Origin of the sequence: Salmonella sp. SSDFZ54, from assembly GCF_004010735.1 — a bacterium.
In the GTDB taxonomy this organism is placed as follows: Bacteria; Pseudomonadota; Gammaproteobacteria; order Enterobacterales; family Enterobacteriaceae; genus Salmonella; species Salmonella enterica.
Genome location: NZ_CP034819.1, coordinates 330,654 through 345,471, shown reverse-complemented (window position 1 = coordinate 345,471; position 14,818 = coordinate 330,654). Strand labels below are relative to the sequence as shown.

The window sequence follows — 14,818 nt, the reverse complement described above, 5'->3', positions numbered from 1 at the left end:
ATTACATCTGAATATGAGGACAAGAGAAATGAAAAAACATGCTATTGCAGTAATGATGATCGCCGTATTTTCTGAGTCGGTTTATGCGGAGTCTACCTTATTTATTCCGGACGTCTCTCCTGATAGCGTCACGACATCCCTTTCTGTGGGTGTGTTAAATGGTAAATCCAGGGAGCTGGTTTATGATACCGACACCGGGCGGAAGCTGAGTCAACTGGACTGGAAAATAAAAAATGTCGCCACGTTACAGGGGGATTTATCATGGGAACCCTATTCGTTCATGACGCTGGACGCCCGCGGCTGGACGTCTTTGGCGTCGGGATCGGGTCATATGGTTGACCATGACTGGATGAGCAGTGAGCAGCCAGGCTGGACCGATCGTTCAATTCATCCGGACACCAGCGCCAACTATGCTAATGAATACGATTTGAATGTGAAAGGTTGGTTATTGCAGGGCGATAACTACAAGGCGGGCGTGACAGCGGGCTATCAGGAAACCCGTTTTAGCTGGACGGCAAGAGGCGGGTCTTATATTTATGATAATGGTCGATATATTGGTAATTTTCCTCATGGCGTGCGCGGCATAGGTTATAGCCAGCGTTTCGAAATGCCCTATATCGGGCTGGCGGGTGATTATCGTATTAATGACTTTGAGTGTAATGTACTGTTTAAATACAGCGACTGGGTAAATGCGCATGATAATGACGAACACTACATGCGCAAACTTACCTTCCGTGAAAAAACGGAAAATTCACGATATTATGGCGCTTCTATTGACGCCGGATATTATATTACCAATAATGCAAAAATCTTTGCTGAGTTCGCTTACAGTAAATATGAAGAAGGTAAGGGCGGTACGCAAATCATAGATAAAACCAGCGGTGATACGGCGTATTTTGGTGGCGATGCCGCAGGTATAGCTAATAATAACTATACGGTTACCGCGGGGTTGCAGTACCGCTTCTAGACCACATCAGGATGTCATCGGTCATAACCGGCCGATGACGACTTTTTGCTGAACGTATGGCATGTCCGGTGATATTGTGTTTACCTCATATAGATCTGGCGAGTTTGGCGTTAAGATGTGGCAAGGAACAGTAGAGGGGGACCTCATCCAGATGTTATAAACTTCAATTCAGAAAGTTACTTTCCATATACTCTTTGTGGGACTGCTTCAACCTTTGGGCAGATATCGGAAATGAAAAAGATAGACCAGGCGACTATTCGCTATCAGAATATCCGGTACACCAACTACCAACAAATCATTTAGTCGATGGTCTCGTTGCCATTGGTTCATAGAGTGTTGGTCTTGGTATGGATGGCTGGGGAAGTTATGTATCGAACATTCTTATGCAAGATTGCGCAGGGTCTGGTGGTCTATGGTACACATATGGGAAGGCATTCACATATATTTCTGTAATCGATACTAAAACTTTAACACTAACTAATTGTTTGTAGAAAGTGGTTGCATTATTAATGGTTTGAGACTCATTGACATAAAACAAACACCATCTGGTAATCTGTCAGACCCCGCATCCTCAACAGTTAACTATAAAGATTGTATGGTAGCTGAGATGTCATTAGTCCTAATATCGTGTCAGATAAATTTATAAAAGATTACTCATGTTTTGTGTCACATGCAAAAATAATTCGGCTTCGTTAAGGTCTTTAGGGGAAATACCTAATGGATAATTAGTTAGATTAACGTTAACAACACTTTGAACGTGTAATGAATATGGGGGTATAATATAAGTATTGGGATATTGTAATTAAAAATTATGTAATTATCTGATTATTATATATTCACTCCAGCAAAGAAGAAAGGCAATTATGGACGAAAAGAAACTCACAGCTCTTGCGGCTGAACTGGCTAAAGGTCTTAAAACTGAAGCCGACCTCAGTCAGTTTTTCCATATGCTGACGAAATTAACCGTCGAAACGGCGCTCAATGCTGAGCTGGCTGACCATCTCGGGCATGAGAAAAATGCTCCTAAAACGAGCTCAAACTCCCACAATGGCTACTCATTAAAAACGGTGCTGTATGATGGCGGCGAGATAGTGCTGAACATGCTGCGTGACCGTGAAAATACCTTTGAACTGTAGCTGATTAAGGAGCATCAGACGCGTATTACGAGATGGAAAGTCAGATTTATCCCTTTATGCCAAAGGCATGACATGACTACCCGCGAAATCATCGCCACCTTCAAAGAGATGTACGACGCTGATGTGTCGCCCATGCTGATACTTAAGATCACCGCCGCAGTAAAAGAGTTGGTCAAAGGGACGTCAAAAAATGGAGTATGCCGATCCAGGACTGGTCGCTGGCAATGATTCGCTTTATTATCGAGTTCGGTGACCGCCTGAGCGATCACCGTTAATATAGTGGCAGTTACACAGTATGACTGGCATGTTCCATATTGGATTTATATGTAATAGTAACAGCCTATCTATTTGATTATTTTATTTCCAATTTTATTAAAAAGGAAATCAGAACCAGGCTTTGTTAAATGTCCCCAATCAACGGCAGTGATAAAATCAGGACCATTACCAACTCTTGTAAGACATCCACTTTCGTTACATAATGCTTTGTATGCTGATATATATTCAATTCCCATTTTTGGAACATTGTTACTAAAGTAAGAGTCCCACTCGCTTATTTCACTATTTAATCCATATGTCATATACAATGGTGGAGTTTTTTTAAACTCACTCAGGTAGTTAGATATTATTTTAACTAAATTTGCATTCCATTCCGGGACTGGTCCAATGAAAATAATCCTTGAGTCAGGGGATGCCTCTTTAATTTTTTTAATGGTTAATGATAACGCATCAATTGCTAACTTTTTATCATGTACTCCATTTGTTCCTCGAACTGACCATGTCAGCAGAACCACCTCAGGCTGAACACGTTTAATTTCATTAATTCTATTATTGTTTAGAGTGATGACACTTCTCTGTAAATCATCTTTACCGTCAACAAATAGAGGAGGAGCATTACCATCTGTCATTTGGCTTATTATATAATCAGAACCTTTATTATCTATATAATGAGAAAGCCCATTGAAAAGAGCCGCCGCATAAGAATCACCAATGATAAATATATTATGCTTGCCATTTTTTATACATCCATTGGATATGGCAGCAGTAAGTTGTACTGAGTGACATATCCCTCCACGGAGTAGTTCTCCATATTTATAATAATTGTACACGTCAGTAACAGAAGCATATTCACCTGCTGATTTATTGATTTCCCTGTCTTTAACTCCATTTATATGAAAAATAAATGCGCCAATTAAACCCGTCCCAAATACAGATAATGCTAATAATATTGCTGTGATATATTTACTTCTGGAATTTCTCAGTGGTTTTTCAATTAAATAATAAGTTAATATCGCCAAAAAGAACGATAATAATAAAAGAAGAGTTAATTCATGGTAGTCTGATGAACCAGCAAATATTGAACGATAGAATGAATAAATAGGCCAATGCCACAAATAAAGAGGATAGCTAATAAGACCAAAGAAAACAACAGGCCTAACACTAAGCAATTTCGACACAACCAAATCATTACCATTAGATGCTATTATAAGAGAGGCGCCAAGTACTGGGATTATTGCTATATATCCAGGAAATGACATCTTTTCATCTATCATGGTTATTGATAATGCGATTAGTATAATTCCTAACAGGGACATTAATTTTGATAACGAAGTGTTTATTCCTATAAATCTCAATGTGGATATAATCGCTCCAGCCATTAACTCCCAAAATCTTGATGCGGGAGAGTAGTAATTAGCTCCGCCATCAGATGCCATTGTAAAAATGCTAATCGCATAGCTAATTATAAATATAGTTGCGCATGATAATACTATGTTTCTGTTATGGTTTTTGCTTCTAAAGCATAGCAATATAACTACTGGCCATATTATATAAAATTGCTCTTCAATTCCCAGTGACCACAAATGTAGTAAAGGTTTAAGGTATGACTTTGAATCAAAATATCCAGACTCACTCCAAAGAGTAAAGTTTGATATAAAGAATGAGCCACTAAAAACATGCTTACCAAGTAATTTGTAATCATCCTGGAATAAATAAACCCAACCAACAATAAGACATGATACAAGAACTATGGATAATGCTGGAAATATTCTAAGCACTCTCCTTTTATAGAAATCAAGGTATGAAAATGATTTGTTTGATGCAGATTTTAATATTATTGATGTTATAAGGTATCCAGATATCACAAAGAATATATCTACTCCAACAAACCCACCCGGCAATAATGATGGGAAATAATGGAATATTACCACAGATAAAACCGCTATTGCGCGTAATCCATCTATATCAGGTCTGTATTTTAAGTGTTCCAACTTAAATTACCTCAATTTTAAAAAAAAGATTAATAAAATGGTTGTGCATCTTGCATCATTTCCGAAGTTTCGTGTAAACGAAAACGGAATGACGAGTGGATCAGATACGGCTATTATTTTAATTATTGACTCCGTCACATCTTTACTTCCGTCATTAATAAAAATAATCTCAACTTTATATTTTTCAAGTTCATTAAACTCATGTACCGTTCTATAGAAAATCGGTATCGTGTCTTCTTCGTTAAAAACCAGGACGACAAGAGAGATTTTCATTTTTATCCCTGAAGATAATGAATCTGGAATAGATAAAGCCGCATACCAGGCTAATTGCCGAGAAAGTGATGAGGGTAACCAATGGTGGCAAAGAACATTGGTCAGCCATCCATCCAACAACAGCGCTCAGTGTTCCCATAAATCCCACGTACATCATGTAGCGAAGCGTGGTGGTGCTGGCGTTAAAGGTGAAGCGCGCATTGGCATAGAAGCTGAACGATACGGCGATAACAAAACCGGAAAAGTTCGCCAACGCCTGATGCGTATGCATCCCATACACACAAAAAGCAAATACGCCCCAATGAATAAGCGTGTTAAGAACACCGATCGATGTGTACTTAGCGAATAACTTCAACATTATGAAAATCAGCGGATTCGGAAAGGTCTGGAGGGCACTGTTGCAAATAGTCGGTGGTGATAAACTTATCATCCCCTTTTGCTGATGGAGCTGCACATGAACCCATTCAAAGGCCGGCATTTTCAGCGTGACATCATTCTGTGGGCCGTACGCTGGTACTGCAAATACGGCATCAGTTACCGTGAGCTGCAGGAGATGCTGGCTGAACGCGGAGTGAATGTCGATCACTCCACGATTTACCGCTGGGTTCAGCGTTATGCGCCTGAAATGGAAAAACGGCTGCGCTGGTACTGGCGTAACCCTTCCGATCTTTGCCCGTGGCACATGGATGAAACCTACGTGAAGGTCAATGGCCGCTGGGCGTATCTGTACCGGGCCGTCGACAGCCGGGGCCGCACTGTCGATTTTTATCTCTCCTCCCGTCGTAACAGCAAAGCTGCATACCGGTTTCTGGGTAAAATCCTCAACAACGTGAAGAAGTGGCAGATCCCGCGATTCATCAACACGGATAAAGCGCCCGCCTATGGTCGCGCGCTTGCTCTGCTCAAACGCGAAGGCCGGTGCCCGTCTGACGTTGAACACCGACAGATTAAGTACCGGAACAACGTGATTGAATGCGATCATGGCAAACTGAAACGGATAATCGGCGCCACGCTGGGATTTAAATCCATGAAGACGGCTTACGCCACCATCAAAGGTATTGAGGTGATGCGTGCACTACGCAAAGGCCAGGCCTCAGCATTTTATTATGGTGATCCCCTGGGCGAAATGCGCCTGGTAAGCAGAGTTTTTGAAATGTAAGGCCTTTGAATAAGACAAAAGGCTGCCTCATCGCTAACTTTGCAACAGTGCCCTACAAATTGCTTTGATCGATATAAGCGATCAATAATTGTATTTTTAATAGTTTTAAGCTATTGAGTTTTGATATATTGATCGATGTTATCGATCAATTGGTATTGCTGATTTCCAAACGTCTTGGAATAAAAACGGGACATGTAAAGCTTTGCATCGTCTTACAAGGCTTTGCATGTTTTTTCAGGGAGAGGTACTTGAAAGGGTGGAAGTGCTGGGGAGAGGGGGAGCGTTAAAAATTCTGTATAATTTTAGTAACATAAAATAAAAAGAATGGCGCATGTCCCACCCCTTCGATTTCGACAAAGCACTTAAAGCCCTTCAGGTCCGGCCAGGCATTAACGGGCAAAGATGGCATCTTAACGCCATTAATCAAGTATTTAACCGAGTCTACCCTGTCTGCTGAACTTGACTCCCATCTGGCTCAGGATGTTGAGGCAAACCGTAAAAATGGTTCCGGCAAAAAGCCATTAAAGCCCCAACAGGCAGTTTTGAACTGGCAACTCCGCGCAATCGTAACGGCACTTTTGAGCCATAACTGGTGAAGAAGCTTCGGACCCCCCTGTACGACGAGATCGAGCGCAATATCATTCGACTGTTTGCGCTGGAGATGAGTTATCAGGACATCGGCCGGGAGAGTGAAGATCTTGATGCCTTCAGCGTTTCAACCGCCACCGTCAGTGCAGTACCGATAAAGTCCTCCCTGAACTAAAACAGTGGCAACAGCGCCCGCTGGAGAAGATTTATCCCGTCGTCTGGCTAGACGCTATTCATTATAAAAACCGTGAGGATGGCCGTTATCAGAGCAAGGCGGTTTATACCGTTCTGGCACTGAATCTGGAAGGCAAAAAAGAAGTTCTGGGCCTATATCTGTCGGAAAGTGAAGGTGCTAACTTTTGGTTAAGTTCTAACAGCGAGAGGGTACTTTAAAGGGATGTTTTTCGTTATGTTTATAGGCACTATTCGCTGGAAATCATAAGACATCAAAGACGCTGCAACGCCTTGTGTGGTGTGGGTTTGCTGAGATTTGTGAGAGGTGGGTAAAAGAGGTCATGGTGTCCCCTGCAGGAATCGAACCTGCAACTAGCCCTTAGGAGGGGCTCGTTATATCCATTTAACTAAGGGGACAACGCGGCGCCAGTATAGCGTTTTTTATTCGCCGGAGTAAGTGTAGCGCCGCCTGACTGGTTAAACCGTCGCCACTCAGCGCTGTTTTTCCGCTTTTTTCCGCTCCCGTTCCAGGCGCTCGCCGCGTAGCCTCGCTTCTTCCTTACGTTTATTGCTCATATCGTTGCGGATCTGCGCGTGGCTCATTAATGCGAAAATAAAAGTGCCGCCGCAGATATTTCCGGCAAGTGTGGGAAGGGCGAAGGGCCAGAGAAAGTCGCTCCAGGGCAGCGTGCCGTTGAAAACCAAATACAAAATTTCAACGGAACCGACGACAATATGGGTGGTATCGCCCAGCGCGATAAGCCAGGTCATCAAAATAATGACCACAATCTTTGCCCCGCCTGCTGCAGGAAACATCCATACCATTGTGGCGATGATCCAGCCAGAGATAATCGCGTTGGCAAACATCTCCGTTGGGCTATTTTTCATGACCTCCATACCAATTTTGACAAAGGCGTCGCGGGTCTCTTCATCAAATATAGGCATATATTCAAATGCCCACGCCGCAACCCCGGTGCCAATAAGGTTGCCCAATAAGACTACGCCCCATAAGCGCATCAGCAGGCCAACGTTACTCAGAGTGGGATTTTGCATTACCGGCAATACGGCGGTAACGGTATTTTCAGTAAATAATTGCTGGCGGGCCATGATGACAATGATAAAACCAAAGGTATAGCCGAGATTTTCCAGTAAAAAGCCGCCGGGAACGCCTTCAAGCTGCACGTGAAAAATCCCTTTCGCCAGGAGTGATGCCCCCATAGAAAGTCCTGCGGCAATGGCTGACCAGAGCAAAGCCATCGCATCGCGTTCCATCTCTTTTTCACCATCCTGGCGAATATGTTCATGAATCGCCATGGCGCGGGAAGGAAGACGATTTTCATCCACTTCAATCTCTTTACCGCTTTGTTTTTCTTCGCTTTCAACTTCCAGGTCACTGCTGTGCCGGTTAATTTTATCGTCGTTAAGGCTATCCATGATGATCCCTGCTGATTAACACATATTAATAAAGCGTAGCGGTTTTTCATTTACCCAGGCCGGGGCATTCTCCGAAAAAATAAAAATGATCACGCTCGTTTTTATCTGTTTCGTTAGAATAGGGCCGTCACGTTGTTGCGTTACCAGGCTATGCTCAAAGCAATGAGATCGCGCATATAGACATCGTTTGACGTGCTGTTAAAATCGCTCACACCTAAACAGGCGGATACGGTAGCGTTCCGTCATGGATGGCAATCAGCGATAGCCATAATTCACAGGGAGACATCTATGAAGCTTCGCCTGTCGGCGCTGGCGCTGGGAACCACACTGCTGGTCGGGTGTGCGAGTTCCGGTACAGAACAGCAGGGGCGTTCAGACCCATTTGAAGGGTTTAACCGCACCATGTACAACTTCAACTTTAATGTGCTGGACCCGTATGTTGTTCGGCCGGTCGCGGTCGCCTGGCGTGATTATGTTCCACAGCCTGCGCGTAACGGTTTAAGTAATTTCACCGGCAACCTCGAAGAACCGGCGATCATGGTGAACTATTTCCTGCAGGGCGATCCTTATCAGGGTATGGTGCATTTCACCCGTTTCTTCCTGAACACCTTATTAGGGATGGGCGGCTTTATTGACGTCGCGGGAATGGCGAATCCTAAGCTGCAGCGCGTTGAACCGCATCGCTTTGGCAGTACGCTGGGCCATTATGGCGTGGGGTATGGGCCTTATATGCAACTTCCGTTCTACGGCAGCTTCACGCTGCGTGAAGATGGCGGGGATATGGCGGATACCTTGTATCCGGTGCTCTCGTGGTTGACCTGGCCAATGTCCATAGGAAAATGGACTATCGAAGGGATAGAAACCCGCGCGCAGTTGCTGGACTCCGATGGTTTGCTGCGCCAGTCTTCCGATCCTTATATTATGGTGCGCGAGGCGTACTTCCAGCGTCATGACTTTATCGCCAATGGCGGAAAACTCAAGCCGCAGGAAAACCCGAACGCGCAGGCGATTCAGGACGAACTCAAAGAGATCGACTCGGAATAAACGGCAGTAAATAAAAAGGTGAGCGCAATGCTCACCTTTTTGTTCCGTCTCAGAAAGAGATTAGAACGCGTAGTTAAAGTTAGTACCGAACAGCCAGGCTTTCCCTTCAGATTCAAACTGATAAGGGCCTTCATTAATTTTCACGCTCTGACCATGCATATAAGAGACGCCAACGTCGACAGACGCATCTTTATTAAAGGCGTAAGTCGTACCGGCGCTCAGCCAGAAACGGTCCTGGTCCGGAATAGAGATAGAACGGTTTTGCGCTGGTACCGGGCTGTCATCGAAGGCGATACCGGTACGGAACGTCCAGTTGTCATCGTAGTAATAGGTGGTGCCCAACGCAATGCGATAAGCGTCTTTAAAGCCTTCATGCTTCTCAAAGAGCGTATCGCCAGCGGTCGATTTTGCCTTCAATTCCTGGAACTGGCTCCAGCTGGTATAGGCCAGGCTATAGTGGATGGCCCACTGTGGCGCCACACGGTTATAACCGGACACTTCCCACATTTCCGGCAGATTCAGCGTCAGGTAGCCTGACTGCGTCGCGCCGCCGGTTGCCGTTGGGATAGGCAGGTTAAAGCGGTTTATAGCGATGGGAAGATCGCTACTGTAGTTGCCTTTAAAGTCAATTTTGACTTCCGAGCGGTAGGTCAGCGCGTAGCGGTTATTTTTATCCAGTTCATAAAGGATACCGGCATTCCAGCCAAAGCCCCACTGATTACCGTTCAGGTGGGCAATCTTGGTGTCGCTGGGAATCTGACCCGCGACCGGCGCCAGCGCCGGATTCTGTGCCGCGACCAACTGGCCTAAATCGCCCGCAAAACGTTCGATTTTTGCACGCGCGTATACCGCATCAAAGCCGAGGCCGAAGCTCCAGGCCTCATTTAAGCGATAAGCGCCGCTTAAATTCAGGTTCATGGTTTCAAGATCGGTCGTACCGCCAACCGAGCCGCCGGCGTATGTGTCGTTAAACTCTGTCGCCAGACCATAGTTAGAGGTAATAGAAGCCCCCCAGCCAAACTGATCGTTAATCGGGGCGACAAAATGGACGTTCGGCACCCAGGCCGTCGGCGCGATGTTATCCGCATCTAACGTCCGACGAGATGGCGATGTCCCGCTAATATTAACATCAGGATCAATATAAACCGCGCCCGCTGAAAACGTCGGGCGGTCAAACATGGTAATTAACGCCGGGTTGCGGCTAACGTTACCCGCATCATCTGCGATTGCGCCTTCACCCGAATAGGCCCGGCCAAGGCCAGAGGAAGAAAATTCGTTTAACTGAAAGCCTGCAGACCAGGCCTGGGTGGAGATGATTGCCACTGCGACTGCGAGAGCAGACTTTGTAAACAGGGTTTTCTGGCTCATGACCATAACCTCATTGATTATTTTTATACAAACTATGTTACATGCTGTAACAGGAGCGCGAAGTGTAGGGTCTGCGGTACGACTTAGAAATCAGACCAGTGGCGAGAGTATAGGTCTGACCAGCTAGAATGTTGCAAGTATGTTTATAAGTTTTTTCAATTGTGATCTTAGAAACGAGATCTGGCTGGCAAAATCGGCGGGCTTAACGGTCTCCCGATCGCGCGATTTTTGTTTTAGATCATTTTTAAGTGTGATTTCGGTCACTTAACGCGTTTCCCACCATTAACGACTGGAGAGGCGAATGCCGGGAGCGTAAAATATCCCCATCGTTTATCTGGCACCCTGGGTGCAAATACAGAGGAAATCTACAATGAGTAAATGCAGTGCTGATGAAACCCCGGTTTGCTGCTGTATGGACGTTGGAACCATCATGGACAACTCCGATTGCACCGCGTCATACAGCCGCGTATTCGCTACCCGCGCAGAGGCTGAAGAGACGCTGGCGGCGTTAACCGAAAAAGCGCGTAGCGTGGAGTCTGAACCTTGCCAAATTACGCCAACCTTTACCGAGGAATCCGAAGGCGTTCGTCTGGATATTGATTTTGTTTTCGCCTGCGAAGCAGAAACGCTGATCTTCCAGCTCGGCCTGCGTTAATCCGTTCATTCACGACGCCTCCGTCATCATCTGGCGGAGGCGTTTTCTTTTTTTGTCGCTTCCCTTCACTGTGCCTTAGCTCCCACTTTCTTTTCTCTCTGCTTGGCTAAATGTAAAAAATTGGTTAAGACTGTGATCAGGTCAGACCACTAATTTATTTTTTTACAGGGGAGTACTATGCGTCAGGCTTTACCGTTGGTCACCCGTCAGGGCGATCGCATTGCTATTGTCAGTGGGTTACGAACCCCCTTCGCTCGTCAGGCCACTGCATTTCATGGTATTCCCGCTGTTGATCTCGGCAAGATGGTGGTAGGCGAGCTGCTGGCGCGCAGTGAAATTCCAGCCGATGCCATTGAGCAACTGGTTTTTGGTCAGGTAGTACAAATGCCGGAAGCGCCCAACATTGCGCGCGAAATTGTGCTGGGTACGGGAATGAATGTTCATACCGATGCCTATAGCGTAAGCCGCGCCTGCGCCACCAGTTTTCAGGCGGTAGCGAATGTGGCGGAAAGCCTGATGGCCGGCACGATACGCGCGGGTATCGCTGGCGGCGCAGATTCGTCGTCGGTACTGCCAATAGGCGTGAGTAAAGCCCTGGCGCGGGTACTGGTTGATGTCAATAAAGCCCGGACGACCCGCCAACGGCTGACGCTTTTTTCTCGTCTGCGCTTACGCGACCTGTTGCCCGTTCCTCCCGCCGTTGCTGAGTATTCCACCGGTCTGCGCATGGGCGATACCGCCGAACAGATGGCGAAAACGTATGGTATTACGCGTGAACAGCAGGACGCGCTGGCGCATCGTTCACATCAGCGCGCCGCGCAGGCATGGGCGGAGGGCAAACTGGCGGAAGAAGTGATGACGACCTATGTGCCGCCGTATAAAAACCCCTTTGCAGAAGACAACAACATTCGCGGCACCTCCACGCTGGCGGACTACGCTAAACTGCGTCCCGCTTTTGACAGAAAACATGGCTCCGTGACCGCCGCCAATAGTACACCGCTGACCGACGGCGCTGCCGCCGTTATTCTGATGACCGAATCCCGCGCTAAAGAGCTGGGGCTGCACCCGCTTGGTTATCTGCGCAGCTACGCCTTTACCGCTATTGATGTCTGGCAGGACATGCTATTGGGGCCGGCCTGGTCAACGCCGCTGGCGCTGGAGCGGGCCGGGTTGACGATGGCCGATCTGACGCTTTTTGACATGCATGAAGCGTTTGCCGCTCAGACTCTGGCGAACTTACAACTGCTGGGCAGCGAACGATTTGCCCGTGAGGTGCTTGGTCGTGCGCAGGCGACAGGGGAGGTGGATGACGCTAAATTCAACGTGCTCGGCGGCTCAATCGCCTACGGGCATCCTTTTGCCGCAACGGGCGCGCGGATGATAACCCAAACGTTGCATGAATTACGGCGTCGGGGCGGAGGTTTTGGCCTGGTCACGGCCTGCGCAGCTGGCGGTCTTGGCGCGGCGATGGTTCTGGAGGCGGAATAATGACTACCACATCTGCTTTTATGCTTAACGTGCGTCTGGATAATGTCGCGGTTGTCGCTATTGATGTCCCTGGAGAAAAGGTGAACACCCTGAAAGCGGAGTTTGCCGCGCAGGTACGCGCCATCCTGAAGCAGATCCGGGAAAATAAAGCGTTGCAGGGCGTTGTTTTTATCTCAGCCAAAGCAGATAACTTTATTGCTGGCGCTGATATCAACATGATAGGTCACTGCCAAAACGCGCAGGAAGCGGAAACGCTGGCGCGTCAGGGGCAACAACTGATGGCGGAGATTCAGGCGTTGCCTGTTCCGGTTATCGCTGCCATTCATGGCGCCTGTCTGGGGGGCGGCCTTGAAATGGCGCTGGCCTGCCATCGGCGTATCTGTACCGATGACGTTAAAACCGTTCTCGGACTGCCGGAGGTACAGTTAGGGCTTTTACCGGGATCGGGCGGAACGCAGCGTCTTCCGCGGCTGGTGGGGGTCAGTACCGCGCTGGATATGATCCTGACAGGTAAACAGCTTCGCGCCAGACAGGCGCTTAAAGCCGGGCTGGTTGATGATGTGGTGCCGCAAACTATTTTACTGGAAGCGGCTGTCGAGCTGGCTAAAAAAGAACGCCTGGCGCAGCGGACTTTACCGGTCCGTGAACGTATCCTGGCGGGGCCGCTGGGGGGCGCGCTGTTATTTCGCCTGGTGCGTAAAAAGACGGCGCAAAAAACGCAGGGTAATTATCCGGCGACGGAGCGGATCATTGATGTGATTGAAACCGGACTGGCGCAGGGCAGCAGTAGCGGCTATGACGCGGAAGCGCGCGCTTTCGGCGAGCTGGCGATGACGCCGCAATCGCAGGCGCTGCGCGCTATTTTCTTTGCCAGTACCGAGGTGAAAAAAGATCCCGGTAGTGATGCGCCGCCCGGCCCGCTGAACAGCGTGGGCATCTTAGGCGGCGGGTTAATGGGCGGCGGTATCGCCTGGGTTACGGCCTGTAAAGGCGGCTTGCCAGTACGAATTAAGGATATAAATACTCAGGGAATCAATCATGCTCTGAAGTACAGCTGGGATCTGCTTGAAACAAAAGTACGCCGCCGCCATATCAAAGCCAGCGAACGCGATAAACAGTTGGCATTGATATCAGGTTCGACCGATTACCGTGGTTTCAGTCATCGTGATCTGGTCATTGAAGCGGTGTTTGAAGATCTGCCGTTAAAACAACAGATGGTGGCGGAAGTGGAGCAAAATTGCGCTGCTCACACCATTTTTGCCTCCAATACTTCTTCCCTGCCGATTGGCGATATTGCGGCGAATGCGGCCAGACCGGAACAGGTGATTGGATTGCACTTTTTTAGCCCGGTCGAAAAAATGCCGCTGGTTGAGGTCATTCCTCACGCGTCTACTTCCGCGCAGACCATCGCCACGACCGTTAAGCTGGCGAAAAAACAGGGTAAAACCCCGATAGTCGTCAGTGATAAAGCCGGGTTTTATGTTAACCGAATTCTTGCGCCATATATCAATGAGGCGATTCGGATGCTGACTGAAGGCGAACGCGTCGAACATATTGACGCCGCCCTGGTAAAATTTGGTTTTCCGGTGGGGCCAATCCAACTTTTGGATGAGGTAGGAATCGACACGGGCACTAAAATTATTCCTGTGCTTGAGGCGGCGTATGGAGAACGTTTTAGCGCGCCTGCAAATGTTGTCGCTTCAATTTTGAATGACGATCGCAAAGGTAGAAAAAATGGTCGCGGTTTCTATCTTTATGGCGAAAAAGGGCGTAAAAGCAAAAAACAGGTTGACCCTGCTATTTATAAGCTTATTGGCGTGCAAGGGCAGAGTCGACTGTCTGCGCAGCAGGTGGCAGAGCGCTGTGTCATGTTAATGCTTAACGAAGCGGCGCGCTGTTTCGACGAAAAAGTGATTCGCAGCGCGCGCGATGGCGATATTGGCGCCGTGTTTGGTATCGGTTTTCCGCCGTTTCTCGGTGGCCCGTTCCGCTATATGGATGCTCTCGGGCCGGGTGAAATGGTGGCGACATTACAGCGCCTGGTGGCACTTTACGGTCCTCGTTACGCGCCTTGTGAACAATTAGTGCGCATGGCGGAGCGCAGGGAGCATTTCTGGACGAATGGGGAAACTGACCAGGGAAATTGAGGTCAAAGAGAATATGAATCCGCACTGAATGCCTCCTTAGTGGCGAAATAATAATCAAGGATTGACTATACTTACGCCATTGAGGTAAAAAACAGCGTTTCATTCGGTGAATGGATAA

General features: G+C 47.5%; 10 protein-coding genes, 1 tRNA gene and 4 pseudogenes. 9 read left to right on the top strand and 6 right to left on the bottom strand.

The window, feature by feature from the left end; all coding sequences use genetic code 11:
- Nucleotides 1–28: 28 nt before the first annotated feature.
- The 3 genes and pseudogenes from pgtE to EOS97_RS01620 all read left to right on the top strand — a co-directional run.
- Nucleotides 29–967, top strand: coding sequence for an omptin family outer membrane protease PgtE (pgtE, locus tag EOS97_RS01635; protein WP_023226598.1), 939 nt, complete (start codon nt 29–31; stop codon nt 965–967).
- Nucleotides 968–1,161: 194 nt separating this feature from the next.
- A pseudogene (locus EOS97_RS27015) lies at nt 1,162–1,458 on the top strand (tail spike protein).
- A 372-nt stretch (nt 1,459–1,830) separates the two neighbouring features.
- A pseudogene (locus EOS97_RS01620) lies at nt 1,831–2,277 on the top strand (transposase); the annotation flags it as partial.
- Between the two features lie 170 nt (nt 2,278–2,447).
- Here the strand turns inward: EOS97_RS01620 and EOS97_RS01615 are convergent.
- The 3 genes and pseudogenes from EOS97_RS01615 to EOS97_RS01605 form a co-directional block, all read right to left on the bottom strand.
- A complete protein-coding gene (locus EOS97_RS01615; RefSeq protein WP_127836107.1) occupies nt 2,448–4,370 on the bottom strand; it encodes an acyltransferase family protein in 1,923 nt (640 codons plus the stop codon).
- Between the two features lie 54 nt (nt 4,371–4,424).
- Nucleotides 4,425–4,643 (bottom strand): annotated as a pseudogene (locus tag EOS97_RS01610) (glycosyltransferase); the annotation flags it as partial.
- Nucleotides 4,612–5,001, bottom strand: coding sequence for a GtrA family protein (locus EOS97_RS01605; protein ID WP_023226602.1), 390 nt, complete (start codon nt 4,999–5,001; stop codon nt 4,612–4,614). The gene EOS97_RS01605 and the pseudogene EOS97_RS01610, both read right to left, overlap by 32 nt.
- 96 nt (nt 5,002–5,097) lie before the next feature.
- Between EOS97_RS01605 and EOS97_RS01600 the strand changes: the two genes are divergently transcribed.
- Both EOS97_RS01600 and EOS97_RS01590 read left to right on the top strand, forming a co-directional pair.
- Nucleotides 5,098–5,802: an IS6-like element IS26 family transposase gene (locus tag EOS97_RS01600; RefSeq protein ID WP_001067855.1), complete on the top strand. Its 705-nt coding sequence runs from the start codon at nt 5,098–5,100 to the stop codon at nt 5,800–5,802.
- A 331-nt stretch (nt 5,803–6,133) separates the two neighbouring features.
- Nucleotides 6,134–6,759 (top strand): annotated as a pseudogene (locus EOS97_RS01590) (transposase); the annotation flags it as partial.
- Nucleotides 6,760–6,906: 147 nt separating this feature from the next.
- Here EOS97_RS01590 and EOS97_RS01585 read toward each other — a convergent pair.
- Together EOS97_RS01585 and EOS97_RS01580 are read right to left on the bottom strand one after the other, a co-directional pair.
- Nucleotides 6,907–6,981 (bottom strand) — tRNA-Arg (locus EOS97_RS01585).
- 75 nt (nt 6,982–7,056) lie between these two features.
- The gene (locus tag EOS97_RS01580; protein WP_001590337.1) at nt 7,057–7,998 is read right to left on the bottom strand and encodes a formate/nitrite transporter family protein; all 942 of its coding nucleotides are present in this window, start codon (nt 7,996–7,998) and stop codon (nt 7,057–7,059) included.
- Between the two features lie 288 nt (nt 7,999–8,286).
- Between EOS97_RS01580 and mlaA the strand changes: the two genes are divergently transcribed.
- The gene (mlaA, locus tag EOS97_RS01575; RefSeq protein WP_000776787.1) at nt 8,287–9,042 is read left to right on the top strand and encodes a phospholipid-binding lipoprotein MlaA; all 756 of its coding nucleotides are present in this window, start codon (nt 8,287–8,289) and stop codon (nt 9,040–9,042) included.
- A gap of 60 nt (nt 9,043–9,102) precedes the next feature.
- Here mlaA and fadL read toward each other — a convergent pair whose 3' ends face one another.
- Nucleotides 9,103–10,410: a long-chain fatty acid transporter FadL gene (fadL, locus tag EOS97_RS01570; RefSeq protein WP_001518618.1), complete on the bottom strand. Its 1,308-nt coding sequence runs from the start codon at nt 10,408–10,410 to the stop codon at nt 9,103–9,105.
- Nucleotides 10,411–10,780: 370 nt separating this feature from the next.
- Between fadL and EOS97_RS01565 the strand changes: the two genes are divergently transcribed.
- The 3 genes from EOS97_RS01565 to fadJ all read left to right on the top strand — a co-directional run bounded on the left by EOS97_RS01565 (nt 10,781) and on the right by fadJ (nt 14,700).
- Nucleotides 10,781–11,065 carry a YfcZ/YiiS family protein gene (locus tag EOS97_RS01565; RefSeq protein ID WP_000030904.1) on the top strand — a complete coding sequence of 95 codons (285 nt, stop codon included), beginning with the start codon at nt 10,781–10,783 and terminating at the stop codon, nt 11,063–11,065.
- Between the two features lie 177 nt (nt 11,066–11,242).
- Complete coding sequence (fadI, locus tag EOS97_RS01560) at nt 11,243–12,553, top strand: acetyl-CoA C-acyltransferase FadI (protein ID WP_001248130.1); 1,311 nt, start codon at nt 11,243–11,245, stop codon at nt 12,551–12,553.
- The gene (fadJ, locus tag EOS97_RS01555) at nt 12,553–14,700 is read left to right on the top strand and encodes a fatty acid oxidation complex subunit alpha FadJ (RefSeq protein WP_023226603.1); all 2,148 of its coding nucleotides are present in this window, start codon (nt 12,553–12,555) and stop codon (nt 14,698–14,700) included. The genes fadI and fadJ overlap by 1 nt, the downstream gene beginning before the upstream one ends.
- Nucleotides 14,701–14,818: the final 118 nt, after the last annotated feature.